The sequence below is a fragment of the Bacillus sp. FSL K6-6540 genome, assembly GCF_038007545.1.
In genome coordinates, this window is record NZ_JBBOXH010000002.1 from 1,417,932 (window position 1) to 1,439,608 (window position 21,677).

Genomic DNA, 21,677 nt, shown 5'->3' on the forward strand with positions numbered 1-21,677 from the left:
CTCTACTCCTCCTGTTTCTCGAATTTATATCCAATGCCAAACACTGTTTTAATGAGGTCGCTTGCATCCAGTTTTTTACGGAGTCTTTGGATATGAGTATCTACCGTACGTGTATCCCCGGCAAAATCGTAGCCCCAAACAAATTCCAACAGCTCTGAACGTGTAAAGATTTTTCCGCGATGGTCAATCAATGTCTTAAGCAGATCAAATTCTTTAGGAGTCAAATCAACAATGATTCCATCTTTTTTTACTATTCTTTCGTCTGGGATCATCACAATATTTTTTAATTGAATATGATCCTCATTAGACGATCCTCGATCATTCACGTGGTTAGCTTGTTCAAGACGCCTGAGTATTGTACGAATTCTGGCGATAACTTCACGCAAGTCAAATGGCTTTGTAATATAATCGTCAGCCCCAAATTCCAACCCAAGGACTTTATCAGTGATATCTGACTTTGCGGTGATCATAAGTATAGGGATATTATAGCGTTGGGTCACTTTTTTACAGATATCCAATCCGCTGCAATCTGGCAGCATCCAATCAAGCAGCAGAAGATCGGGTTTGAATTGGTCTAACTGTTTCATCCCTAAAGTTCCGTTAGATTCAGTACATGTTTGAAAACCTTCCTGCGTAAGCCCGTATGAAAGCAGATCTGCTATTGCTCCATCATCTTCAATAATAAGTATTTTCGTTTTATCCATTATTTCATTCATTCCCTGTTTCATGATTAAATTGAATATATCTATCTTAGAGTCTGCAATATCACTCATTATAGCATCCTTTTTAATAGCGGTTATTCAGAACTTCAGATCAAACTATAATTGGATATATTTTCACCATCGTCAACAAAATCGGGGGAATTGAGCTATCGTTGGATTAGAGAACTATGGTAAACAATTTTAATTGATAAATGAGCTTATTAAAAAGATACCAAATGATGCGGGTATCTTCTTTATTTATGTATAAGAGCGTTTCCATATCGTTTGATTTTATTGGGTGTTAAATAGGTTAAACATACCCCGCCAACTGTAACCACTCCGCCTAGCAGAGAGATCAATGTGGGTATCTCGCCGATCCAGAGCCAAGATATGATCAAGGCTAAAGCCGGTGTAACATAAAGTGAAAGGGTTGCTTCTAAAGCACCGACGAGTGAAGTGACATATGCTAGTGCGAAGTAAGGAATAACCGTCGGCAATAATCCTAAGTAAACGATAGACAAAGTTGCGCTTATTGAAGCGTTCATCATCTCTTCGCCTAAGCCTGGCAGAAACACAAGCATAGGTATTGTTCCGCCCCAAATGGTGAATGTAACGAATGGAATAAAACCATATTTTTTTATATAGCGGGCTTGAAAAACGAAATAAATACTCTCCGAAAATGCTGCCAGCAGGATGACCAAGATACCGCTCATTGAATATGTAAAGTCTCCAGCCCCAAATGTAATCAATAATACACCCAATAAACTGATCATAGAGCCAAGCCATTTCGTAAATCCAAAATGCTCTTTATAAAACAGGCGGGATAGCATGGCTGAGAAGATCGGTGCCGTAGTAACGAGTAAGCTTGCAACTCCGGCACTAACTGTTTTTTCACCGATGTTCAGCAAAATGTGATACAGGGCAAAACCTAAACACCCTAAAAGAAAAATGGCAGGAATGTCTTTCAAGTCGGGTAGGCGCATCTGAGTCAAAACAGCAAAAAGCAATAATGCCATAGAGCCGATTAACAAACGAAATAAAGCAAGGTGTTCTGGCGTGTACCCTTCTAGTCCTGCACGAATTCCCGGAAAAGCAGATGCCCATAAACCAATCATCAGACTGTTTGAGGTTATCAATAGAACTGTTTTCTTTTGCATATTTCCCACTCCTCTTTACAAAAACCAACCAGTTATTTAATGTGTTTTTATATTAATAAAGATTTGGTGATATGGCTTCAACCAGTTAAACGGATTTTGACCCAACCAATTTATTTTAAGGAGACCGATTCTATGAGCTTTCCAGAAGAAAAAAAGATGAAAAAGCTCCCTAAGTACAGACAAATCGTTCATTTTATTAAAGAGAAAATAGGAAATGGAGAGTGGCCGATTGGAAGCAAGATTCCAAGCCAGCGCACGCTTGCAAAAGATTTTCAGGTAAATCGGAGCACAGTGATTACAGCCTTAGAGGAATTGATGGCCGATGGGTTAATAGAAGGCACAATGGGGAAAGGCACAGTTGTTATCAACAACACATGGACACTGATGGCTAAGAATTCTGCTCCCAATTGGGATCAATATGTCACCTCTGGCATTCAGATGCCAAGCCGAAAAATCGTTCAAGAGATAAATCAATCAGAATCAAATACAGACCTTATACAGCTCAGTAAAGGTGAACTTTCAGCTGAGATTTTTCCTTTGTCTGTTATGAAAGAGATGATGGGGAAGGTATCTCAACACATGGAGGCATTCGGATATGAAGAACCAAAAGGTTACTTACCTTTGAGGGAGGCATTAAGCAACTATTTAAAAACCATTGGAATCAACGTCTCATCTTCTTCCATTCTGATTGTCTCAGGAGCGTTGCAAGCCTTGCAGCTGATATCAATGGGGCTGTTACAAAGAGGATCAACCGTTTATCTTGATCGGCCCTCCTACCTTTATTCATTACACGTATTTCAATCAGCTGGTATGAAGCTGACTGGACTTCCTATGGATAATGAAGGACTTTTGCCTGAAAATGTTCATTTAACAAGAGGAGAGCGGGGAAGGGCTATCTTATATACAAATCCATGTTTTCACAATCCGACTGGTATTCTTATGTCTAAAAAGCGGCGTGAAGAGATCCTGGCAGTAAGTGAGAATACACAGCTTCCTATTATTGAAGATGACATTTATCGTGAGTTATGGATCGATGAAATTCCGCCATATCCTATTAAAACAATTGATAAAAATGGACACGTACTGTACATAGGAAGTTTATCGAAAACATTAAGCCCAGGTTTGAGGATTGGATGGATCGTCGGACCGGAACCGGTGATTGAACGTTTATCTGACATTAAAATGCAAACAGATTACGGATCCAGTTCGCTATCCCAGAGAGTAGCGGCAGAGTGGTTTACTTCCGGCCACTACCAGCAGCATGTAGAAAAGGTTAGGCAGCAATTAAAGGTGAGAAGAGAATTGGCCTTGAGTGTTTTAGAAACTCATTTGAAAGATGTGGCGACATGGAATATCCCAAAAGGAGGATTTTTTGTCTGGATAAAAATATTGCCTTCCATATCAATGAAATTACTTTATACTAAAGCCTTATCAAAAGGGATTCTGCTCAATCTCGGCAATATCTATGCTCAGGAAAAAGGGAATTATATTCGCTTATCATATGCTTATGCATCTCTTGAAGACCTTCAAAAGGGGATTTATGAGTTGGGTTTAATGATAAAAGAATTGGCAAGTAAGTAACCTTTATATCCTTAAATGGATGCTTCACTAAAAAAAAGATCAAGCCTAATGATCGCTTGATCTGATAATAACAAGGGTTACTAAGATAGACCAAATCATGGTTCGGTCTTAAAATGATCATGTCTCTGAACGAAAAGTCTTTCCGACTTCTCTTCCTAAACCAAAATAATGTCTGAAATTATAGATAAGCGGGCTCCATTTGGAAGGGTTGATATGGTTTTCGTCCAGAATGATACTTTCCTCGGCATGAAAATGTAGTGCCTGCGTCTCTACAATTGCGAATGACGATTCATATTCTGGAAGCCGAATGTGTTTCACTTCGGCTTCGATTTGGATAGGGCATTCTTTAATTCGTGTTGGTGATACTGTTTTTGATTGTAAAGGCGTTAACCCTGCTGCCTCGTATTTTTCTTTTTTATATGAAAATCCGAGCTGTTTCTTCAAAGGCGGTATACTCTTTTTTCCGCTATAAGATGAAATTCTTTCAACGTTTTCCCATAATTCCGGGCCAGGCAAGTTTATGACACATTCTTTGTGTCTTTCCAGATTGTCGATGGCTTTTCCTCCCAGTCCTACTCCAAGGATTATATAATGTCCAAGAGCCCAAGAAGAAGACATAGGACTAATATTAGTGGTTCCATCCTCATTCAATGTGGTTAGAAGAAATGTCGAGGTACCATAATACATGATCTTGGGTTTGATTTCCTTAAATCGACGAGTGTCTTGTTTTTTGATGTCCAACGTTTTTTCCTCCTTGTCACGCTTACATTTATATTGTAAAGGACTAACATTTCAACTATCATCGAAATATGAATGTAAGGAGGAAAATCATGAATCCTAATATTGCAAAAATCTCTTCGTTGCTATCAGATCCCTCGCGTTCTTCCATTCTTCTCAGTCTGATGGATGGCAGGATACACCCTGCGGGAGAGCTTGCATATCTCGCTAACATTAAACCTCAAACCGCCAGTTTTCACCTGAATAAATTGCTTGAAGCAAAGCTGATTAGCGTAGAGAAGCATGGGAGACATCGGTATTACAGATTGTCTGACTCAGATGCTGCAAATGTGATCGAACAATTGCTTCATATTGCGCCTAAAGCAAAAGTCAAATCTTTAAAAGAGTCAAAAGAGAAAAAGGACTTGCATTTCGCCCGTACCTGTTATGATCATTTGGCAGGTTATGTGGGCGTGCAAATGGCACATTCATTAGTTGAGCAGGGGATGTTAAAAAAAGTTGATTTAAACTTTGAGGTGACTTCAGAGGGTGCTTTATTCTTTTCAAAGTTAGGCATCAATGAAGAGCAACAACGGAATAAGAGGAGAGTCTTTGCCCGCTGCTGTTTGGATTGGAGTGAACGGCAGCATCATATTGCAGGAGCATTAGGAAATGCCCTATTGGTGCGCATGTTAGAAGAAGAGTGGATCGTTCGTATGCCGAAAACGAGAGCGATTAGGATTACACAAAGCGGGAAAATCGCGTTTGAAAAGCACCTAAACGTGAAGATTTAGGATGTTGAAACGGAAACATCAGATGATGCGGTACGAAATCTAGGGAGGAGTAAGATTTGTTCTAATCTTACTCCTTCTTCTTATTTTGAAGCAGCTCGATTCCCCATTGCAATTGAGATGCGGTTCCAACTGTTTATTTGATTAATGATCAGAACAAGGTCAACATATTGTTTTTCATCATAATGTTCCCGCACCCGATGATATAGCTCATCAGGAACCCTTTTAGATGGAATGAGCGTGATGTGTTCAGATAGTTCGAGAGCCGCTTTCTCTTCAGGTGAGTAAAAATCACATTCATTCCAAGCATGTAAACAGTAAATTCGCCGTTCAGTTTCTCCCATTTTGCGGGCATCGGACGTATGCATATCTATGCAGAAGGCACAGCCGTTCATTTGAGAGACTCTGATTTTGATTAGTTCTCTCGTCGTTCGGTTAATTGAGGATTGTTTCGTGTATTTCTCCATATCCATCATGATTTTCATACCTTCAGGTGCAATCTCATAGTAGGACACTCTTTGACTCATAAGGCAAGACTCCTTTCCATAGAATACCTAGATTGTATCCCGGTATTGATCATTTTACCAATGTGCGGTTTGAATGACAGCTGTATCACCGTCTTTTGGAAAGAAGTTTCTTTAAATAAAAATAAGGGTAGCCAGCAATGATGAGTGGAGCTGCTAATGCAAGCAGTATCCATGAGCCTGATTGGCTGTCTCTAGTGACTCTAATGAATATATAAGTACCGATCAGAAAATATAATAAAGCACCTAGAAACCAATACATGTTCAATCCTCTTTTTCCTTGCTTTTTGGTTGCGCATTTTTGGTCATATGGCTTAATCGATCAGGGTTCTGATTTTTTAATACCTTCTCAGTCCGGATTCCTTTTCTCTTTAATGATAAAATTGTGAGATCAATCGATTTCAATGATGATCATTCCTTCAATGAATAGTAAGTTCCTTATGATTTTAAAGGTAAATTTGAAAAGATAAAACGTACATAGAGGCAGAACGTTCATGTACGTTTGGGCAATGATCACTTATTGGAAACTCTAATGTTTCCCTGCACCTGATATTGTTGTGTTCCTTCTCTTCCTATAAAATGATTGGATACATGTATGTTTGCACGTTGAAATATGGGTTCGATTGTCATGAATCTCTATTCGGTGAAACAGGTAAAGGAAGTGGATAAGGTTTGCTTATAAGGAATCCTTTCAAAGATAAATATTACTCACATGATAGGCGGGCATTAAACATGCTTGCACTCAGAGTGCCGGGCCTGGCTTTTATTCTCATGATCTATATAGCCTCTATCGTGCTGCAATTTGTTTCTGGGGGCTGGTCCATTTTATTGCTTTATGCGTTTACCATATTAATCGCCATTTTTGCTTTGCTTCATTGGCACTCATATCGCTGGGTTAAGAAAAGGGTGGTTCTGTATTTTGTGATACAAGGTTTGATCACCTTTACACTTGCTAATCTCATGACTGGCTACCTTATGCTGGTCATCATTGGCCTTTATGCATTTTTGATTGGACAGATTATAGGAATGGCAGACAGAAGAAGGACGATTCCCATTCTTTATCTATTGCTGCTGCTGGTCATAAATTCGGCGTTTCACCTTCATAAAGGTGAAGTTTTGCATTTTATTGTTATTGCTGCGCCGATCATGATTGTCATCATCACTTATGCTGCAACATTTTTTGCCCAAGTCGATGAAAAAATAAAAGCTCAATTGACTCTTGAAAGGCTGGAGCTGGCTCATCAGCAGGTAGAACAGCTGACGCTGCAGAACGAAAGACAGCGGATGGCCCGAGACTTACACGATACGCTTGCTCAAGGTCTTGTCAGTTTAAATATGCAGCTGGATGCGATTCATGTTCATCTCGCCAAAGGCAACACAGAGAGAGCGAAGGAAATCATACAACAATCGATGAAAAGAGTAAAAAGCACATTAGCTGATGCACGTTCAGCTATTGACGATCTCCGCAGCAAATCAGAAGAAATCGGTGTTTTAAAAGAAAGAATTACCTCGCTAATGGATCATTTTATAGAGTCGACAGGCATGGCTTGTTTATTAGATTACAGATTGCACCAGGTGCTGGATGTGCGTACAGCTGAAAACTGTTATTACATCATTGGAGAATGCATGACGAATGCGGCAAAGCATGCTGAGGCGAAAACAATCTGGATATCCATTTGGGATGATGAAAAGGGAAGGCTCCATTTAACAGTTAAGGATAACGGCAAGGGATTTGATGTTGAAAAAGGAAAGAAAAAGAGAGGACATTATGGGCTTCTTGGCATACAAGAACGTGTCAGGGCAATAAATGGCCAATTCAATATCAAGAGTACAAAATTGAAAGGAACACAAATTGAGATCACTGTACCAATTCAGGGAGAGATGCAAGATGAATAAGGTTTTAATCGTTGATGACCATCTTGTCGTGAGGGAAGGTCTGAAGCTTTTAATTGAAACGAATGATCAATACACCATTATAGGAGAGGCGGAAAATGGAAAAGTCGCAGTCCGTCTTGCAGATGAATTAGAACCGGATATCATTCTGATGGATTTGTATATGCCGGAGATGAGCGGGTTAGAGGCCATTAAACAAATAAAAGAAAAACACGATACCCCCATCATTATTTTGACTACATATAATGAAGATCACTTAATGATCGAAGGAATTGAATTAGGAGCGAAAGGATATCTGTTAAAGGATACGAGTTCAGAAACCCTTTTTCACACAATGGATGCAGCGATCAGAGGAAATGTGCTGTTGCAGCCTGATATCCTCAAACGTTTGCAAGAAATCCAATTTGAGCGGATGAAAAAGCAGCGCAATGAGACGCAGCTGACAGAAAAGGAAGTCATTGTTCTAAAAGCAATTGCTAAAGGTCTTAAAAGCAAAGCGATTGCCTTTGATTTGGGCGTCTCTGAGCGAACAGTAAAGTCCAGATTAACGTCCATTTACAATAAATTAGGCGCGAATTCAAGAACTGAGGCAGTAACGATTGCCATGCAAAAAGGTATTCTGACAATAGACAACTAAACTGCATATTTGAAAATTGCCCAAACGTACATGCCCGAATGTACGTTTTTTTCATTTCATTGTCAACTACAATGAGAAAGAATGTGATCAAGCAATGTGTTGAAAGGAGATTATCATGTCAAAAATGTTATATACATTAGGAGGATGGGTTGCTCGCAATCGCATAAAAGCAATATGTGCGTGGATCGTTGTGTTAGTTGCTGCGATAGGCCTTGCAGTCACCTTGAAACCAAATTTTTCTGAGGATATGTCCATACCTGACACACCTTCGGAAAAAGCGATGGATGTGATTCAGAAAGAATTTCCTCACGGTCCTGATAAAGGGAGCATACGGGTTATTTTCGGTGCTGGTGATGGGGAGAAACTTACTGGGAAGCCAGCAAAAAAAGCAATAGAAGATACGCTCAAAGAAATCAGTAAAGATGATTCTGTTGACTCGATTGCAAGTCCTTTTGTGACAGGGACAATCGCGAAAGATGGCACAGTTGCCTATGCTGATATCAAGTATAAATCATCAGCAGATGATATAAAGGATTACTCTATCAAACACTTAAAAGACAGTTTGAAAATGGCTGATGATGAAGGATTGCAAACTGAGCTAAGCGGAGATGTACCGGGAGCCGAGATGGAGATAGGCGGTGTCTCTGAAATTGTCGGCATTATCTTGGCTTTTGTCGTTTTAGCCATTACATTCGGTTCTTTATTAATAGCAGGTTTGCCGATTTTAACTGCACTGATTGGTTTAGGTGTAAGTATTGGACTGGTTTTGATTGGGACACAAGTATTTGATATTGCTTCCGTCAGTCTTTCATTAGCCGGAATGATTGGCCTTGCTGTTGGTATTGATTATGCTTTATTTATTTTTATGAAACACCGCCAGTTTTTAGGCGAAGGCATACAAAAGAATGAATCAATTGCGAGAGCCGTGGGAACAGCGGGAAGCGCAGTCGTTTTTGCCGGACTTACTGTTATCGTTGCACTTTGCGGATTGACTGTTGTTAACATTCCTTTTATGTCTGCGATGGGGCTGACAGCAGGGCTTAGTGTACTGATGGCTGTTTTGGCTTCAATCACACTTGTGCCTGCGGTCTTATCGATTGCAGGGAAGCGGATGATTCCGAAATCAAACAAGAAAATAGAAAAACAAAGCACTGAAACAAATGTCTGGGGACGCTTTGTCACCAAAAATCCTATCATGCTAAGTGTATGCAGCATTCTGATTTTGATCGTCATTAGTATCCCATCTATGCATTTGGAACTGGGCTTGCCTGATGCTGGGATGAAAGCTAAGGATAATCCGGATCGCCGGGCATATGACTTGCTTGCCGAAGGCTTTGGAGAAGGATTTAATGGCCAATTAACAATCGTAGCGGATGCCACAAATGCTACAGAAAATAAGGCGGAGGCTTTCGCAGATGCAGCGAAAGAAATAAAGGGCTTAGACCATGTAGCAAGTGTCACCCCTGCAATGTCTAATAAAGAAGGGAACTTTGCCATCATTACTGTCGTTCCGGAAACAGGTCCAAATGATGTCACAACGAAAGATTTGGTACACGATGTACGCAGTTTGTCAGATAAAAACGGAGTAGATTTGCTTGTTACTGGATCGACTGCAGTGAATATTGACATTTCAGATCGATTGAATGATGCGATACCGGTGTTTGCTGTACTTATTGTTGGCTTTGCGTTTGTATTGCTGACCATCGTTTTCCGTTCGCTGCTTGTGCCGCTTGTTGCTGTTGCAGGTTTCGTGTTGACGATGACAGCCACTCTTGGGATCTGTGTATTTGTCTTGCAAGACGGGAATCTCATCGACTTTTTCAAAATACCTGAAAGAGGGCCGATACTCGCCTTCCTGCCGATTTTATCGATTGGGATTCTGTTCGGGTTAGCCATGGATTATCAAGTATTCCTTGTCAGCAGAATGCGTGAAGAATATGTAAAAACAAACAATCCAGTACAAGCCATTCAGGCTGGATTAAAACATAGCGGTCCTGTTGTTACAGCAGCCGGCTTGATCATGATTTTCGTTTTTGCAGGATTTATCTTTGCCGGCGAAGCTTCTATTAAAGCCAACGGATTAGCTCTTTCCTTTGGTGTGCTCTTTGATGCCTTTATTGTAAGAATGACACTGATTCCAAGTGTCATGAAGCTGATGGGGAATGCAGCCTGGTATTTGCCGAAATGGCTGGACAAGATGATTCCGAACGTGGATATAGAAGGGCATCAACTGACAAAGGAAATACAGCCAGAAATAGATCATGAACAAAAGAAGCAAATCATGTAATAGAAAAAGCAGATCTTTTATGATCTGCTTTTTTGTTAAATAGTTAAAGTAATAGCATTAAAACCGCAATCCAAATGCATGAATCACAAAAATCACAACAGGAGGGATCAAGAGGGAAGGCAGCAAATTCAATGTTTTGAACTTCTTGATTCCAAGAATGCTTAGACCTGAACTGAGGATGAGTATGCCTCCCACAATTGTGATTTCATTAATAAGGTCTGTATTGATTGCGCTCTCCATTACTTTAGCAAATAAATAGATGGAGCCCTGCCAGGCAAATAATACAATGGCGGCAGCCGCTATTCCAAAACCAAAAGTTGAAGCGAGCACAATGGAGGTGATCCCATCTAACATCCCGTTTGTCAGGAGGTATGTATAATCTCCATGCAAAGCGGCTTCAACAGGGCCCAATATTGACAGCGAACCTATACAAAATAATAAGACCGCAGTAGATAAGCCCTCTGCTAAATTGCTTTTAGAAAATTTGTTCACCAGCTTGTTGAATCGTAATTCTAAATTGATGATCTGGCCTAGCAAACCTCCAATGGCTAAACTCACAATGAATAGAATGGGGTATTTACTATCAGGCAAATGCTGTGTAATGGCGTTGATCCCCAGCGCGACTGCAGCGAATCCCATTGCCTGCATCAAAATATCCTGGTATTCATCTTTAATGCCTTTTTTGAATATCCCCCCGATTATGCTTCCTGCAATGATCATCACTGTGTTAAAAATCGTTCCAAACATAAGCTTTCTCCTCCAAAAATCATTCCTGCATAAAAAATAAACCCTCTAGTTAGTAGAGAGTCAAGGGAGATCAAAACATATTCATGAGATTATTTGATGGGCAGCAGGATTTCAGTCACATAATTATCTAGGTTATTCGTAATGCCATAATCAATGAGTGTGATTTCGATTGAGTCCCCTGCTACCTCATAATGATGTTTTTTCATATATGCCAGTAATTTTTTGTAGTATGGTTCGGCTTCTGGATGTGACCCTTTAAACCGAATTTGCAGATATTCTCTTGAAGGAAAGATGATTTCTGAAGAAGTTTTTTCATTTTCATCTTCAAGAATCATAAATATACTGGAATATTTGTCAAACTGTTTTGCTTTCACATTTGCTGCAGAAATGGATAAACCAATCTTGCCTATGAATATATCTTCGTTTACATTCAGGTGGGTTCTCAATTCAGCTAACGAATGTTCGATATCATGGCCGAGAACATATTCATGCTGCAAGTAAGCCACACGCATTGCGGGAAGTTTGATTTTTGAAATTTGATGTAACGGCATGTTAACGGCATCTTCTATATGTGTGATGCGCCGGGAGATCTTTCGTTCAATGCGTTCCAATTCTTTCTTCTTGCGATCAATTTCAGCCTGCTGGCTTTTTAGTAAATGAAGAAGAGTGTTTGTATTTTGAGAGTTATAAAAATCAAGAAGCTTATTGATTGGCAGGCCTAGGGCCCTCAAATACTTGATGGTATCAAGCCGCTCAAACTGTTGGGTAGAATAATATCTATAGTTCGTTTGCTCATCTTTATATTCCGGTTTCAAAAGGCCGATGTCATCATAATACCGAAGAGCAGAGATTTTCACATTGAATAACTTTGACACTTCTCCAATCGAAAAAAATTCCTTCATTCTAACAACCTTTCTGTCCCTATGATTGATATACACACATTATATAGTACGGCGAGTTCTAAAGGTAAAGTTTGCAGCATAAAGAAAAAACTCCTTCTAAAAAGGAGCTTTTCATTCTTCGAAATAAGGATTCACATGGATGAGCACTTCTTCTACATCTGAAAACTGTCTTTTGATTTCATTTCGAATTTCGCGGGCAATATCGTGTCCCTGCTTAATTGTCAAATCATGATCCAAAGATAAACGGACATCAAGCAATTTATAGTGGCCATGTTCTCGCGCGCGGATTCTATCAATTCGTTTTACTTGATCACATTGAAAAATAACAGCTTTATATTCCTCTATCAGCTCGGGATCAACACTCTTTTCCATGAGCACATCAACAGACGGCCTGATTAATTCCATTGAAATCTTAAAAATGAGGTAAGCAACGATTGCACTGGCAATGGCATCGGCGTACAACAGATAGGGCCAGCCGCGGGTGTTTCCGATGATAGCCAACAGGACGCCGATAAAAGCGGCAAGAGAGGCAACGATATCGCCTTTATGATCGTACGCAATCGCTATAATCGCTTTGCTGTTCCATTTTTCCCCTTGCTTTATAGAATAACGATATAAGATTTCCTTAGCCATGTACGAAATCAGAGCCGCAAACAATGCGCTGTATTGGGGAACGCTTGGCCCTTTAACAAAGGACAGAATCGCTTCTATGAGGATATAAATGGATACGATCACTAAGATAATTCCTACAATCGCCTCACTAATGACTTCGGCTTTTCCGTGACCAAAAGGATGGTCTTGATCGGGCGGTTTATTGGAAATGCCGATCACTGCCAAGACTGCAATCGAAGCAACGACATCTGCCGCGGAATGTATTCCGTCTGCAAACACGGCTTCACTATCGCCTGCCAGCCCAAAAAAGACCTTTCCTGCCATTAAGATCAGATTGGCGATCAATGCTATCAAAGCAACTTTTCTGCTTATTTGTTCTCTTTCACTTGCCATTTTTTCCTCCTATAAAACTGCACAAAAAAATAGGAGTGCTCTATATACGCTCTCCGTATCTTTTCCTGTGTAATCACTTTGCTTATCATACCAATTCAATTTCGAGTGGGTCTATAGCAACGTTGTTTCCTGTTTACTAATAAATAAGGTGACAGAAAAAAAGTTGGAGCTATGCTAAAAGGTCATACAGCAAACAAATGAGTTCTTATGTAACAACAGTGATGATCGTTATTAAAATGCTGCCGTCAGTGAAAAATTTCCACCTAATTTTCAAAAACCTATTGACATGAGAAGATCTGTATTTTACTATTATCTCATATTCAAGATATTTTAATTCGAGATATTTGGTCGAAAAGATCAGCGATCAAGCGCAATTCTAAGTGTTCAATCGTTGTCGTTCTTTTACACAATATTCAATATGATTTTTTATAACATAATATCTCGAATTCGAGATAAAAGGGAGTGTAGCGTAATGGCTGAATTTACACATTTAGTCAATGAAAGACGATCTGCAAGCAATTTTCTTTCAGGTCATCCAATCACAAAAGAAGATCTCAATGAGATGTTTGAATTGGTTGCATTGGCACCATCGGCTTTTAATTTGCAGCATACAAAATATGTGACGGTTCTTGACCAGGACGTAAAAGAAAAACTGAAGCAGGCCGCAAACGGACAATTTAAAGTGGTTAGCTCTTCTGCAGTTCTCTTGGTATTAGGGGATAAGCTGGCATATCAACAAGCGGCCGATATCTATGAAGGTTTAAAGGTATTGGGGATATTAAATAAGCAAGAGTATGACCACATGGTACACGACACCGTTTCGTTTTATGAAAACAGGGGAGAACAATTTAAGAGAGATGAGGCGATAAGGAATGCTTCACTTTCTGCGATGATGTTTATGCTGAGTGCTAAGGAAAAAGGCTGGGATACCTGCCCGATGATCGGCTTTGATGCGGAAGCCGTAAAACGGATTTTGAACATAGACGACCAATTTGAGGTTGTCATGATGATTACGATTGGAAAAGAAAAAACAGAGAGCAGAAGACCGCGCGGCTACCGGAAGCCTGTGAATGAGTTTGTTGAGTATATGTAAAAGGAGCGGATAAAAATGGCGAAAAAAACGATGGGAATTCATCATATTACAGCGATTGTCGGTCACCCTCAAGAGAACACAGATTTTTACGCAGGAGTGCTTGGGCTTCGTTTGGTCAAGCAAACTGTCAATTTTGATGACCCAGGTACGTATCATCTTTATTTTGGGAATGAAGGCGGGAAGCCGGGAACAATCATTACCTTCTTTCCGTGGGCCGGAGCCCGCCAAGGCGTCATTGGAGACGGTCAAGTTGGTGTGACTTCGTATGTCGTGCCGAAAGGGGCTATGGCATTTTGGGAAAAGAGACTAGAAAAGTTCAACGTTCCATACACCAAAATCGAGCGCTTTGGGGAACAATATGTAGAATTTGATGATCCTCATGGACTGCACTTAGAAATCGTGGAAAGAGAAGAAGGAGAGGCTAATACGTGGACTTTCGGAGAAGTAACGCCCGATGTTGCCATTAAAGGTTTTGGGGGTGCAACCCTATTATCAGCGCAGCCTGACAAAACCGCTGACCTTTTAGAAAACATCATGGGGCTGGAGCGAGTCGGCAAAGAAGGGGACTTCGTTCGTTATCGTTCCGCCGGTGATATCGGAAATGTGATTGACCTTAAGTTAACGCCTATTGGCCGCGGGCAAATGGGGGCCGGAACGGTGCATCACATCGCTTGGCGGGCTAACGATGATGAAGATCAGTTAGATTGGCAAAGATATATTGCTTCCCACGGATATGGTGTAACTCCTGTTCGGGATAGAAACTATTTTAATGCCATTTACTTCAGGGAACATGGGGAAATCCTGTTTGAAATCGCAACTGATCCCCCGGGCTTTGCACATGATGAAACACAGGATACAATGGGCGAAAAACTGATGCTGCCTGTGCAATATGAACCGCATCGCACACAAATTGAACAAGGGCTGCTGCCGTTTGAAGTAAGAGAGTTAGATTGATTTGACACATAAAAAATAAAGAAACATATATTCAATTGATGATTGCTGGATACCGTCAGCAAAGAATTAGATAAAATCAAAGATGAGGAGAGATACAAATGGAAGATGCAGGACTGTTGCTTATTCGTATAATGATTGGTGTGGTGTTTTTGTTTTATGGCACACAAAAATTATTCGGCTGGTTTGGCGGATACGGGATTAAAGGAACCGGACAATGGTTCGAGTCAATTGGGGTGAAACCAGGAAACGTTGCGGCCGCTCTATCAGGTCTTGGGGAGTTAGTAAGCGGAATTCTATTTATTTTAGGCGTATTCCTCCCGCTTGGAGCTGCTATCATAACGATCATTATGTTAGGTGCCATCGTAAAAGTCCATGGAGCGAAAGGTTTTGCGAATGGCGCGGGAGGTTTTGAATATAACCTGGTGCTCATTGCAGTTTCCGTAGGGGTTGCACTCATCGGTTCAGGAGCTTACGCTTTGCATTTTTAATAAGAAAGTATGTAAGAACAGTTGCTGCTTGTCAGTAACTGTTCTTTTGTTTTTACATTTTCCGGCAAGCTTACAGGTACTCTGCAAGGCAAAAAAGCGGATATCATAAATAAAAATCTGTATAGTGAATGATACGTATTGATGAGCTTGGTCATGAAAACAGACCTATTTGAAGGAGTAAATGGATGAAAGAGATGACAGAATTACATTCATTAGATTCTATAGAAAATTTTATCAAACAGCACAAATTCAGTTTTATTTATATATCAAGGCCTGGCTGTACAGTATGTCACGCAGTTCTGCCCCAGCTCAGAATAGTATTGGATCAGTTTCCAAACATCAAATTGGCGCATATCAATGCTGACGATGTAGCAGAGGTCGCCGGCAGATTTTCAGTTTTCACCGTTCCTGTGCTTCTTTTGTTCATTGATGGGACTGAGTTTCTAAGAGAAGCCCGTTTTGTTCATTTTGAACAGCTTGAACAAAAGCTGAAAAGGGTTTATCGATTATATGAAGGCGAATAAAGAAATAAGGCAAAAAAAAGAACTCAAATGAGTTCTTTTTTTTTTGCATCAATTTATTCTTCACTAGGCGAAGAAGGGTTATCAACCTGCCCTTGATCACTTGTATCATTATCACAACTTGCTGAAATAATAATTGAATGAGAAGGAGAGTAATCTCCTAATGTGAAATTGACACCGTAATTTTTGCTGTTCGCAGTATGGCTGTTTTGCAAGTTTTGTCCGATATCTGTATTGGCGTTTTGTGTCATTCCATTTATCGTGAGATTTGAGATATTGATTTGAGATCGCATGCTTCAAAAACTCCTTTCACTCAGAAGTAGCCGTCATAGAGGACGCTGGCAGTCTATTTACTTCTATGATATTGCGTTTTTATATCATTGCATCAACATAATGGTAAAAATAATAGCGAGTGAATGAGTCTCTTTTGAAGATGATCAACCTATCAGCAGAAATAAAGCCGCCTGATAAAGAGGCGGCAGATCGTTATATGTCATCTATGAATTTGATGTATCGTTTTTCGTTTGCCTAAAGGATAAGATGGTCGTTTTTAATGATGAGTAGGAGCCTATAGCAGCGTAGCCATAAAACCAGCCCATAAATACGCCAGAAAAGAGGCTGTGTCGATGGCTTATGAAAACAGAAATGCCAAGGCCTGTTATTAAGGCAACTGATGGTACAAAAGTTTTGGGGATTTTCAATAATATTTTGAGGATTTGGGTTATCAGTATGATGATTGGAATAGCTATCACAGCATCCCAAAAGTTTGTGTGAATAATTGGAAAATCCATACGGCACCTCATGAAGTGTTCATTTCTTATGTTTACGCTAAAAGCTTGGAAAGCAGTTCTTGGACCGCATTTGTAACATGTAGGGCTTGATTGGCGGAGCTTGTTTGGCTTAAAGCATTGGATTCAAAAACCAAACCTGTATTATTCCCTCCGGAACCATCTGTCTCTTTAGAAACAGAGAAAGGGCTGATGGAGAATGCAAAACCGTTATTAAAAACGCTGTTTCCGGATATCGAATGAATATAAACTGGGAATTTCATCATTCATCTCTCCTCTCCGTTATGACTGTTTATACAATATGGTGTGAGAGCAGCAATTGCTTAAACAAAACGGCAAAAACATTCAGTGAGAGACAAAAACCTGCAAAATTCTCCAAGTGCCTTTTGTTAATGCAGTTTTTTAGGGATGTTTTTTTTATTCTTTTTGCCAATTTCATCAAAAATATTCTGATTGCTAGACAAATGGGCTTGTCCGTCCTTATTAATGAAATTCGGGTGAATGAGTTTTTTTAGATCCCTGACAGTTAAAGGTTTGGCGTCATCAGTTAATTCTATTCCTAATTGCCCGTTTGCCTCTAATGTCGCAATTTTGACATCTTGTATAGCCGTAACGCCGTGAAGCCTTAGATGCATTTCAAGCTGATCAACTGTAAGTCTCATCTTCTTTAAGTTTTCGATATGAAGCTGTCCGTTTTCAATAACAACTTTTGCTTTTCCGGTCAACATCTTTTCAATGAAGTTCGATCTCATTTGGATCCATTCTATTACGATGAGTGTTATTGTGAAAATTGCCGCCGCAATTAATGTTTTGAAAAGGCTGTACTTGATGATTGGCTGCACGATAATAGTTCCGATTGAAATCATGACAACCGTTTGAGTTGAAGTCATTTGTGCGATTGATTTCATTCCTGAAACTCTCAGCAAAATGACTCCGGCTACAATGAGAACAAGAGATTCCCAAGTGAAATTCATGCTACCACCTGACCAATGATGAATTAGATTTGTCATGGGATTGGCTTTTCTTCGGCCAATCGCAATTTAATATATCCGAAAGGCAGTTTTTCATTCTGTCCTAAACCGAACAATATTTTTGGTATAGATGGATATATTAAGCCAAACAATGATAGCAGCAGGAGTTTTTTGGCCGAAACAATCTGGGAAGCGGGGAGCGCCATAAGATGATTGAACTTGAAGTTGTCATTAGAACGGTTGCCAGCTTTGGCTTGCTGTTAATCGCAGAACGAATTTTAGGCAAACAGACAATTTCTCAAATGACGATTTTTGATTTTATTGCGGCGATCACACTAGGGGCGATTGCTGGTGGATTAGCTTACAATACTTCAATAAAACCGCACAATATGGCCATTTCGTTTAGTATTTTTGTGTTAACCATTTTTCTAATTTCGTTTCTGTCGATAAAGAACAGGAAGCTGAGGAAATTTTTTGCCGGAGATCCAACAGTGCTGATTCAAAACGGGAAGATACTTGAATCAAATATGAGGAAAATGCGTTACACACTTGATTATTTAAATCAGCAATTACGGGAAAAAGAAATATTTAATATCGAAGAAGTTCTTTTTGCCATTCTTGAAACGAATGGTCAGCTGACTGTGTTAAGAAAACCGCAATTCCGGCATGTGACCAAACAGGATTTAATGATTGCGGTAAACCAAGAACACAGGCTTCCGATAGAGCTTATTATGGACGGAGAAATCATTGAGAATAATTTAAAGCAGAATCGTTTGACGGAATCCTGGCTTTTGGAGGAATTGCGAAAAAGAGACATAAAGGTGAAAGAGACCGTGTACGCAGTGCTGCTGGGTAATGGGGATATTTATGTGGATCAATATAAAGACCATATATCAGTCCCTATGGATAAGGAATGAAGGAACAATCAATCTTAAAGTCCCTTATTGAACGCAATGGTTTCAACTTGTCTTGGGTACGAAATGTGCAGAAGCCCGTTTAACAGCTGAATCTGTAACAAATGAGATTCAGTGGCTTCGGGAAGCTGAATGATTCGCTCAATTTCTCCGTAATACCGTTCACGCAGCACTTCCATTTCGGCTGGAAAAACAGGCGTGATCGTTCCTTTGATCAGCAGCTGGGTTTTAGATAGTAAGCGGATCGTTAATTCTTCCTCATACACACCGGGCATTTCCACAATGATAAAATTATCTTCTTCATCTTGATAAAAGTCGTAAACGAGCGTATAGGTGTTGGTATTAAAAAATTGTTCCGGGGCTTTATACTTGAGCACATTTGTCCAAAAGTCATTTTGCTTATATTCATTTGTAATCTCAAGCCACTTTCTCATTTTTTCGAGATCCATCTAGGATCCTCCTTAAATTTGGTTTGAAATCGGTGCAGAAGGGTTTCCAATTTGGTCTTGATCACTGATATCAGTATCGAGGTTCCCAGTATTTAAAAGAGAAGAAGAAGGCGAAAAATCCCCTAGAGAAAAGTTTGCCCCAAAGTATTTGCTGTTCGCTGTATGGCTGTTGTGTACGGTTGGACCGACATCAATATTTCCGTTTTGTGTGACGCCGTTCACCTTAATATTTGCGATGTTAATTTGGTATGGCATAGCGAAACTCCTTTTAATCTAAAATTGGCGGTACTGGAAGCTGAGGAGCATTCATAGTGGTATTATCAGAGTTTCCGAGTTCTGTCTGATCGTTGACATCAGGATCATTTAAGAAGTTTTCCATGATTGATTCTGCAGGTGATGTATCACCGAAAGAGGAGTTGATCCCTTGAGATTTATTATTTGCGGTATGGCTGTTATGCGCGGCTTCACCTATTGTAATTGAACCATTGCCCGAAATACTGTTGATCTTTAAATAATATAGGTTGATTATTGTAGACGGCATCCCATCACACCCTTCCATCATTCTGTACAGTACATTATGCGCCGCTGCACCCAATTGTTCCTTGCATTTGCGGGCAAAACTCTATCTGGCCCTGGAGTGATGCTCGTTAGAAAAAAGAATAAAGTTTGTCACAGCCTGAATGTCAATCTATTTGGCAAATACTTATCAGTTGAATGAAAAGCCATTGAATATAGTAATCAATGAATTGATTCAGTTATTCGAAATACATGAGACCCTTTAATAAAGGAAGCTGGCAAAGAGGATCAGTTTGAAATCATTGACAATGAAGCTAATGCCATGAAATAATACTCGTGAGTAACATTACTTGCGAGTATTATTTTTGGGGGTGGTCCTCGTTGAAAAGCAAAAAAGGACGTAAAGGAGAAGAAAGCCGGAAACGGTTACTCAAAGCTGCCGCTAATGAATTTTCGATTCGGGGATTCCATGACGCGAAGGTAAGTGAAATTGTGAAAAAAGCTGGGTTCACACAGCCTTCATTTTACCTGTACTTTCAAAGCAAAGAAGCCATCTTTGCCGAGTTAATCACCGATTTTCACTCTCGAGTCAGAAAGCTGACAGAGTCACTTCTTCTGGAAAACGGATTAAACACGGAGGATGTGTCAAAACGGGTACTGCTAGCTGTAGAGACTGTTTTTCAATTTTTGGCTGAGGACAAGGATTTAACCAAGATCGGCTTTTTTCTCAACCCGGAAGCAAAACAAATGAAAAAAGACTTGGCGATGGTTTTGAAAGAAAACTTAGAAGCAGAACAGCGGCTTGGCTATTTTCACTCTGAACTGGATATGGAAACTGTCGCTGAGTGTTTGGTCGGCATGATTGAACATTTAACCGATTCATTTTTGTTAACCGGAATCAAAGATCCGGCAAGCCTCGCAGCAGAGGTTGTGAATCTTTTAATATACGGGATGCTTCCGAAAGGGAATGACGTAAGATGATATCTATTATGATGAAAGTCAGTTTGGCGGTTTTTATGTTTGCGGGAGGCATCATAAAGGTAAGCCGTGTTCCCTTTCAAGTTGAGCATTGGCGGCATTATCAATATCCATTATGGTTTCTGACTGTTACCGGCATTCTTGAAATAGCCGGGGCACTTGCTATGACAGCGGGAATTTGGAATCGGTATGCAGCGATTGGAGCAGGTGTTCTGTTTGTCGTTCTCATGGCGGGAGCCATTCATGCGCATATGTTCCGAGCAAGACAATCGGTCATCATGGCGATACCAGCGATGATTTGTTTGATTGTTTCTATCATGATCATCATGGGGAGTTACACGTAAGCTTTTCACTAATGTTTAAGAACAAGCCCATTTGCAGGAAATCTCCTGTTCTTATCGAATAATAGAAAGTCCAGGAATTAACTGAAGCAGTAAAATAGAGCTCCATTTCTGCGTTATTCGTCCGGCATCAGCTGGGCTTTTTTATAAAGGAGGAATACAGGATGGCATTCACTTTGGAAGACATGACTGAGGAAGAGTTCGAAGCCTTTCGAGTGATGTCCGTGCAAAATTATGCGAAACAAAACATAGCGTCAGGAACTTGGACGGAAAAAGAGGCGTTTGAGAAATCGGAGCAGGCATATGAGAACATGATTCCGAATGGGCGAGACAGCAGCAATCATTATTTTTGGAACATCACAAATGACCAAGGAGAAAGAATGGGCTGGCTCTGGCTGTATGCTGATCCGTTTCATCCGCAAAAGGAAGCGTTTATCTATTCCTTTGGATTGTATGAAGCCTTTCGCGGAAAAGGGCTGGCTCAATTGGCGCTTCAAAAGCTTGATGAAAAAGCAAGAGAGCTTGGTGCGGAAAGGCTGGCCCTTCATGTGTTTGCACACAACGAGACAGCCGTCTATCTTTATCAGAAGATGGGCTATGCCATGACCAATATTCGTATGCGGAAACAGCTGTGCTGAAAAGTTGCTTACGTTACCCAAACACAACATGCCTATCTGGAAGCAGTGGCAGGGTACTATAAGTCATCATTAGAAACATTAATG

The 21,677-nt window shown here is 40.2% G+C and carries 29 protein-coding genes; 13 read left to right on the forward strand and 16 right to left on the reverse strand.

Annotation, left to right across the window (positions count from 1 at the left end; all coding sequences use genetic code 11):
* Positions 1–2: 2 nt before the first annotated feature.
* A complete protein-coding gene (locus MHH82_RS39650; protein WP_031315634.1) occupies positions 3–704 on the reverse strand; it encodes a response regulator transcription factor in 702 nt (233 codons plus the stop codon).
* Positions 705–955: 251 nt separating this feature from the next.
* Positions 956–1,858, reverse strand: a complete 903-nt coding sequence (locus tag MHH82_RS39655; protein WP_072175188.1) for a DMT family transporter — start codon at positions 1,856–1,858, stop codon at positions 956–958.
* 132 nt (positions 1,859–1,990) lie between these two features.
* On the opposite strand from MHH82_RS39655, the gene MHH82_RS39660 reads away from it, so the two are divergent.
* Positions 1,991–3,439 (forward strand): aminotransferase-like domain-containing protein, encoded by a 1,449-nt coding sequence (locus tag MHH82_RS39660; RefSeq protein WP_072175189.1) that lies wholly within the window; start codon positions 1,991–1,993, stop codon positions 3,437–3,439.
* A gap of 117 nt (positions 3,440–3,556) precedes the next feature.
* Here MHH82_RS39660 and MHH82_RS39665 read toward each other — a convergent pair whose 3' ends face one another.
* The gene (locus tag MHH82_RS39665) at positions 3,557–4,180 is read right to left on the reverse strand and encodes a flavin reductase family protein (RefSeq protein ID WP_072175190.1); all 624 of its coding nucleotides are present in this window, start codon (positions 4,178–4,180) and stop codon (positions 3,557–3,559) included.
* Positions 4,181–4,269: 89 nt separating this feature from the next.
* Here MHH82_RS39665 and MHH82_RS39670 point away from each other — a divergent pair, with 89 nt between their 5' ends.
* Complete coding sequence (locus MHH82_RS39670; RefSeq protein ID WP_072175191.1) at positions 4,270–4,950, forward strand: ArsR/SmtB family transcription factor; 681 nt, start codon at positions 4,270–4,272, stop codon at positions 4,948–4,950.
* Positions 4,951–5,030: 80 nt separating this feature from the next.
* Here MHH82_RS39670 and MHH82_RS39675 read toward each other — a convergent pair whose 3' ends face one another.
* The 3 genes from MHH82_RS39675 to MHH82_RS39685 form a co-directional block, all read right to left on the reverse strand.
* Complete coding sequence (locus MHH82_RS39675; RefSeq protein WP_072175192.1) at positions 5,031–5,474, reverse strand: carboxymuconolactone decarboxylase family protein; 444 nt, start codon at positions 5,472–5,474, stop codon at positions 5,031–5,033.
* Positions 5,475–5,559: 85 nt separating this feature from the next.
* A complete protein-coding gene (locus MHH82_RS39680; RefSeq protein WP_072175193.1) occupies positions 5,560–5,739 on the reverse strand; it encodes a hypothetical protein in 180 nt (59 codons plus the stop codon).
* Positions 5,736–5,876: a hypothetical protein gene (locus MHH82_RS39685; protein WP_072175194.1), complete on the reverse strand. Its 141-nt coding sequence runs from the start codon at positions 5,874–5,876 to the stop codon at positions 5,736–5,738. The genes MHH82_RS39680 and MHH82_RS39685 overlap by 4 nt, the downstream gene beginning before the upstream one ends.
* 267 nt (positions 5,877–6,143) lie before the next feature.
* Between MHH82_RS39685 and ydfH the strand changes: the two genes are divergently transcribed.
* The 3 genes from ydfH (at position 6,144) to MHH82_RS39700 (ending at position 10,288) form a co-directional block, all read left to right on the forward strand.
* Positions 6,144–7,367 carry a two-component system sensor histidine kinase YdfH gene (gene ydfH / locus MHH82_RS39690; RefSeq protein ID WP_072175195.1) on the forward strand — a complete coding sequence of 408 codons (1,224 nt, stop codon included), beginning with the start codon at positions 6,144–6,146 and terminating at the stop codon, positions 7,365–7,367.
* Positions 7,360–8,001, forward strand: a complete 642-nt coding sequence (gene ydfI / locus MHH82_RS39695; protein ID WP_003244318.1) for a two-component system response regulator YdfI — start codon at positions 7,360–7,362, stop codon at positions 7,999–8,001. Before ydfH ends, ydfI begins: the two co-directional genes overlap by 8 nt.
* A gap of 115 nt (positions 8,002–8,116) precedes the next feature.
* A complete protein-coding gene (locus MHH82_RS39700; RefSeq protein WP_021481654.1) occupies positions 8,117–10,288 on the forward strand; it encodes an MMPL family transporter in 2,172 nt (723 codons plus the stop codon).
* A 57-nt stretch (positions 10,289–10,345) separates the two neighbouring features.
* Here the strand turns inward: MHH82_RS39700 and MHH82_RS39705 are convergent, their stop codons facing one another.
* The 3 genes from MHH82_RS39705 to mneP form a co-directional block, all read right to left on the reverse strand.
* Positions 10,346–11,035 carry a DUF554 domain-containing protein gene (locus tag MHH82_RS39705; RefSeq protein WP_015252719.1) on the reverse strand — a complete coding sequence of 230 codons (690 nt, stop codon included), beginning with the start codon at positions 11,033–11,035 and terminating at the stop codon, positions 10,346–10,348.
* Between the two features lie 89 nt (positions 11,036–11,124).
* Positions 11,125–11,937 (reverse strand): MerR family transcriptional regulator, encoded by an 813-nt coding sequence (locus tag MHH82_RS39710; RefSeq protein ID WP_032727134.1) that lies wholly within the window; start codon positions 11,935–11,937, stop codon positions 11,125–11,127.
* Positions 11,938–12,048: 111 nt separating this feature from the next.
* Entirely contained in the window at positions 12,049–12,942 is an 894-nt protein-coding gene (gene mneP, locus MHH82_RS39715) for a manganese transporter MneP (protein WP_340796739.1), read from the reverse strand.
* Between the two features lie 472 nt (positions 12,943–13,414).
* Here mneP and MHH82_RS39720 point away from each other — a divergent pair, with 472 nt between their 5' ends.
* The 4 genes from MHH82_RS39720 (at position 13,415) to MHH82_RS39735 (ending at position 16,001) form a co-directional block, all read left to right on the forward strand.
* A complete protein-coding gene (locus MHH82_RS39720; RefSeq protein ID WP_340796740.1) occupies positions 13,415–14,035 on the forward strand; it encodes a nitroreductase family protein in 621 nt (206 codons plus the stop codon).
* Between the two features lie 15 nt (positions 14,036–14,050).
* Complete coding sequence (locus MHH82_RS39725) at positions 14,051–14,989, forward strand: ring-cleaving dioxygenase (RefSeq protein WP_014475945.1); 939 nt, start codon at positions 14,051–14,053, stop codon at positions 14,987–14,989.
* Positions 14,990–15,087: 98 nt separating this feature from the next.
* A complete protein-coding gene (locus MHH82_RS39730; RefSeq protein ID WP_014475946.1) occupies positions 15,088–15,477 on the forward strand; it encodes a DoxX family protein in 390 nt (129 codons plus the stop codon).
* Positions 15,478–15,662: 185 nt separating this feature from the next.
* Complete coding sequence (locus MHH82_RS39735) at positions 15,663–16,001, forward strand: thioredoxin family protein (RefSeq protein WP_014475948.1); 339 nt, start codon at positions 15,663–15,665, stop codon at positions 15,999–16,001.
* A gap of 53 nt (positions 16,002–16,054) precedes the next feature.
* Here MHH82_RS39735 and MHH82_RS39740 read toward each other — a convergent pair whose 3' ends face one another.
* From MHH82_RS39740 to MHH82_RS39755, 4 genes are all read right to left on the reverse strand, one after another.
* Positions 16,055–16,291, reverse strand: a complete 237-nt coding sequence (locus MHH82_RS39740; RefSeq protein ID WP_003244342.1) for a spore germination protein — start codon at positions 16,289–16,291, stop codon at positions 16,055–16,057.
* Between the two features lie 204 nt (positions 16,292–16,495).
* On the reverse strand, positions 16,496–16,789 hold the full coding sequence (locus tag MHH82_RS39745) for a hypothetical protein (protein WP_072175202.1): 294 nt from the start codon (positions 16,787–16,789) through the stop codon (positions 16,496–16,498).
* A gap of 32 nt (positions 16,790–16,821) precedes the next feature.
* Positions 16,822–17,052, reverse strand: a complete 231-nt coding sequence (locus MHH82_RS39750) for a spore germination protein (protein ID WP_038827548.1) — start codon at positions 17,050–17,052, stop codon at positions 16,822–16,824.
* Between the two features lie 123 nt (positions 17,053–17,175).
* On the reverse strand, positions 17,176–17,760 hold the full coding sequence (locus MHH82_RS39755) for a DUF421 domain-containing protein (protein ID WP_038827547.1): 585 nt from the start codon (positions 17,758–17,760) through the stop codon (positions 17,176–17,178).
* A 206-nt stretch (positions 17,761–17,966) separates the two neighbouring features.
* Here MHH82_RS39755 and MHH82_RS39760 point away from each other — a divergent pair, with 206 nt between their 5' ends.
* Positions 17,967–18,674 (forward strand): DUF421 domain-containing protein, encoded by a 708-nt coding sequence (locus MHH82_RS39760; protein ID WP_072175204.1) that lies wholly within the window; start codon positions 17,967–17,969, stop codon positions 18,672–18,674.
* Positions 18,675–18,688: 14 nt separating this feature from the next.
* On the opposite strand, the gene cotP is transcribed toward MHH82_RS39760, so the two are convergent.
* Genes cotP through MHH82_RS39775 form a run of 3 tightly spaced genes read right to left on the reverse strand, consistent with a single transcriptional unit; the run spans position 18,689 to position 19,661 of the window.
* Entirely contained in the window at positions 18,689–19,120 is a 432-nt protein-coding gene (gene cotP, locus MHH82_RS39765) for a spore coat protein CotP (RefSeq protein ID WP_021481645.1), read from the reverse strand.
* 12 nt (positions 19,121–19,132) lie between these two features.
* Entirely contained in the window at positions 19,133–19,375 is a 243-nt protein-coding gene (locus MHH82_RS39770) for a spore germination protein (protein WP_014475957.1), read from the reverse strand.
* 13 nt (positions 19,376–19,388) lie between these two features.
* A complete protein-coding gene (locus tag MHH82_RS39775; protein ID WP_038827544.1) occupies positions 19,389–19,661 on the reverse strand; it encodes a spore germination protein in 273 nt (90 codons plus the stop codon).
* Between the two features lie 356 nt (positions 19,662–20,017).
* Here MHH82_RS39775 and MHH82_RS39780 point away from each other — a divergent pair, with 356 nt between their 5' ends.
* From MHH82_RS39780 to MHH82_RS39790, 3 genes are all read left to right on the forward strand, one after another.
* A complete protein-coding gene (locus tag MHH82_RS39780; protein ID WP_015382890.1) occupies positions 20,018–20,617 on the forward strand; it encodes a TetR/AcrR family transcriptional regulator in 600 nt (199 codons plus the stop codon).
* Positions 20,614–20,958, forward strand: coding sequence for a DoxX family protein (locus MHH82_RS39785; RefSeq protein WP_049140467.1), 345 nt, complete (start codon positions 20,614–20,616; stop codon positions 20,956–20,958). Before MHH82_RS39780 ends, MHH82_RS39785 begins: the two co-directional genes overlap by 4 nt.
* Before the next feature lie 161 nt (positions 20,959–21,119).
* Positions 21,120–21,593 carry a GNAT family N-acetyltransferase gene (locus MHH82_RS39790; RefSeq protein WP_049140468.1) on the forward strand — a complete coding sequence of 158 codons (474 nt, stop codon included), beginning with the start codon at positions 21,120–21,122 and terminating at the stop codon, positions 21,591–21,593.
* Positions 21,594–21,677: the final 84 nt, after the last annotated feature.

What these genes read in the sequence shown, in the direction of transcription:
- MHH82_RS39650 (WP_031315634.1), bottom strand. Translation starts at nt 704, where the DNA reads ATGGATAAAACGAAAATACTTATTATTGAAGATGATGGAGCAATAGCA.
- MHH82_RS39655 (WP_072175188.1), bottom strand. Translation starts at nt 1,858, where the DNA reads ATGCAAAAGAAAACAGTTCTATTGATAACCTCAAACAGTCTGATGATT.
- MHH82_RS39660 (WP_072175189.1), top strand. Translation starts at nt 1,991, where the DNA reads ATGAGCTTTCCAGAAGAAAAAAAGATGAAAAAGCTCCCTAAGTACAGA.
- MHH82_RS39670 (WP_072175191.1), top strand. Translation starts at nt 4,270, where the DNA reads ATGAATCCTAATATTGCAAAAATCTCTTCGTTGCTATCAGATCCCTCG.
- MHH82_RS39675 (WP_072175192.1), bottom strand. Translation starts at nt 5,474, where the DNA reads ATGAGTCAAAGAGTGTCCTACTATGAGATTGCACCTGAAGGTATGAAA.
- ydfI (WP_003244318.1), top strand. Translation starts at nt 7,360, where the DNA reads ATGAATAAGGTTTTAATCGTTGATGACCATCTTGTCGTGAGGGAAGGT.
- MHH82_RS39700 (WP_021481654.1), top strand. Translation starts at nt 8,117, where the DNA reads ATGTCAAAAATGTTATATACATTAGGAGGATGGGTTGCTCGCAATCGC.
- MHH82_RS39705 (WP_015252719.1), bottom strand. Translation starts at nt 11,035, where the DNA reads ATGTTTGGAACGATTTTTAACACAGTGATGATCATTGCAGGAAGCATA.
- MHH82_RS39710 (WP_032727134.1), bottom strand. Translation starts at nt 11,937, where the DNA reads ATGAAGGAATTTTTTTCGATTGGAGAAGTGTCAAAGTTATTCAATGTG.
- mneP (WP_340796739.1), bottom strand. Translation starts at nt 12,942, where the DNA reads ATGGCAAGTGAAAGAGAACAAATAAGCAGAAAAGTTGCTTTGATAGCA.
- MHH82_RS39720 (WP_340796740.1), top strand. Translation starts at nt 13,415, where the DNA reads ATGGCTGAATTTACACATTTAGTCAATGAAAGACGATCTGCAAGCAAT.
- MHH82_RS39725 (WP_014475945.1), top strand. Translation starts at nt 14,051, where the DNA reads ATGGCGAAAAAAACGATGGGAATTCATCATATTACAGCGATTGTCGGT.
- MHH82_RS39730 (WP_014475946.1), top strand. Translation starts at nt 15,088, where the DNA reads ATGGAAGATGCAGGACTGTTGCTTATTCGTATAATGATTGGTGTGGTG.
- MHH82_RS39735 (WP_014475948.1), top strand. Translation starts at nt 15,663, where the DNA reads ATGAAAGAGATGACAGAATTACATTCATTAGATTCTATAGAAAATTTT.
- MHH82_RS39740 (WP_003244342.1), bottom strand. Translation starts at nt 16,291, where the DNA reads ATGCGATCTCAAATCAATATCTCAAATCTCACGATAAATGGAATGACA.
- MHH82_RS39745 (WP_072175202.1), bottom strand. Translation starts at nt 16,789, where the DNA reads ATGGATTTTCCAATTATTCACACAAACTTTTGGGATGCTGTGATAGCT.
- MHH82_RS39750 (WP_038827548.1), bottom strand. Translation starts at nt 17,052, where the DNA reads ATGATGAAATTCCCAGTTTATATTCATTCGATATCCGGAAACAGCGTT.
- MHH82_RS39755 (WP_038827547.1), bottom strand. Translation starts at nt 17,760, where the DNA reads ATGAATTTCACTTGGGAATCTCTTGTTCTCATTGTAGCCGGAGTCATT.
- MHH82_RS39760 (WP_072175204.1), top strand. Translation starts at nt 17,967, where the DNA reads ATGATTGAACTTGAAGTTGTCATTAGAACGGTTGCCAGCTTTGGCTTG.
- cotP (WP_021481645.1), bottom strand. Translation starts at nt 19,120, where the DNA reads ATGGATCTCGAAAAAATGAGAAAGTGGCTTGAGATTACAAATGAATAT.
- MHH82_RS39770 (WP_014475957.1), bottom strand. Translation starts at nt 19,375, where the DNA reads ATGCCATACCAAATTAACATCGCAAATATTAAGGTGAACGGCGTCACA.
- MHH82_RS39775 (WP_038827544.1), bottom strand. Translation starts at nt 19,661, where the DNA reads ATGCCGTCTACAATAATCAACCTATATTATTTAAAGATCAACAGTATT.
- MHH82_RS39785 (WP_049140467.1), top strand. Translation starts at nt 20,614, where the DNA reads ATGATATCTATTATGATGAAAGTCAGTTTGGCGGTTTTTATGTTTGCG.
- MHH82_RS39790 (WP_049140468.1), top strand. Translation starts at nt 21,120, where the DNA reads ATGGCATTCACTTTGGAAGACATGACTGAGGAAGAGTTCGAAGCCTTT.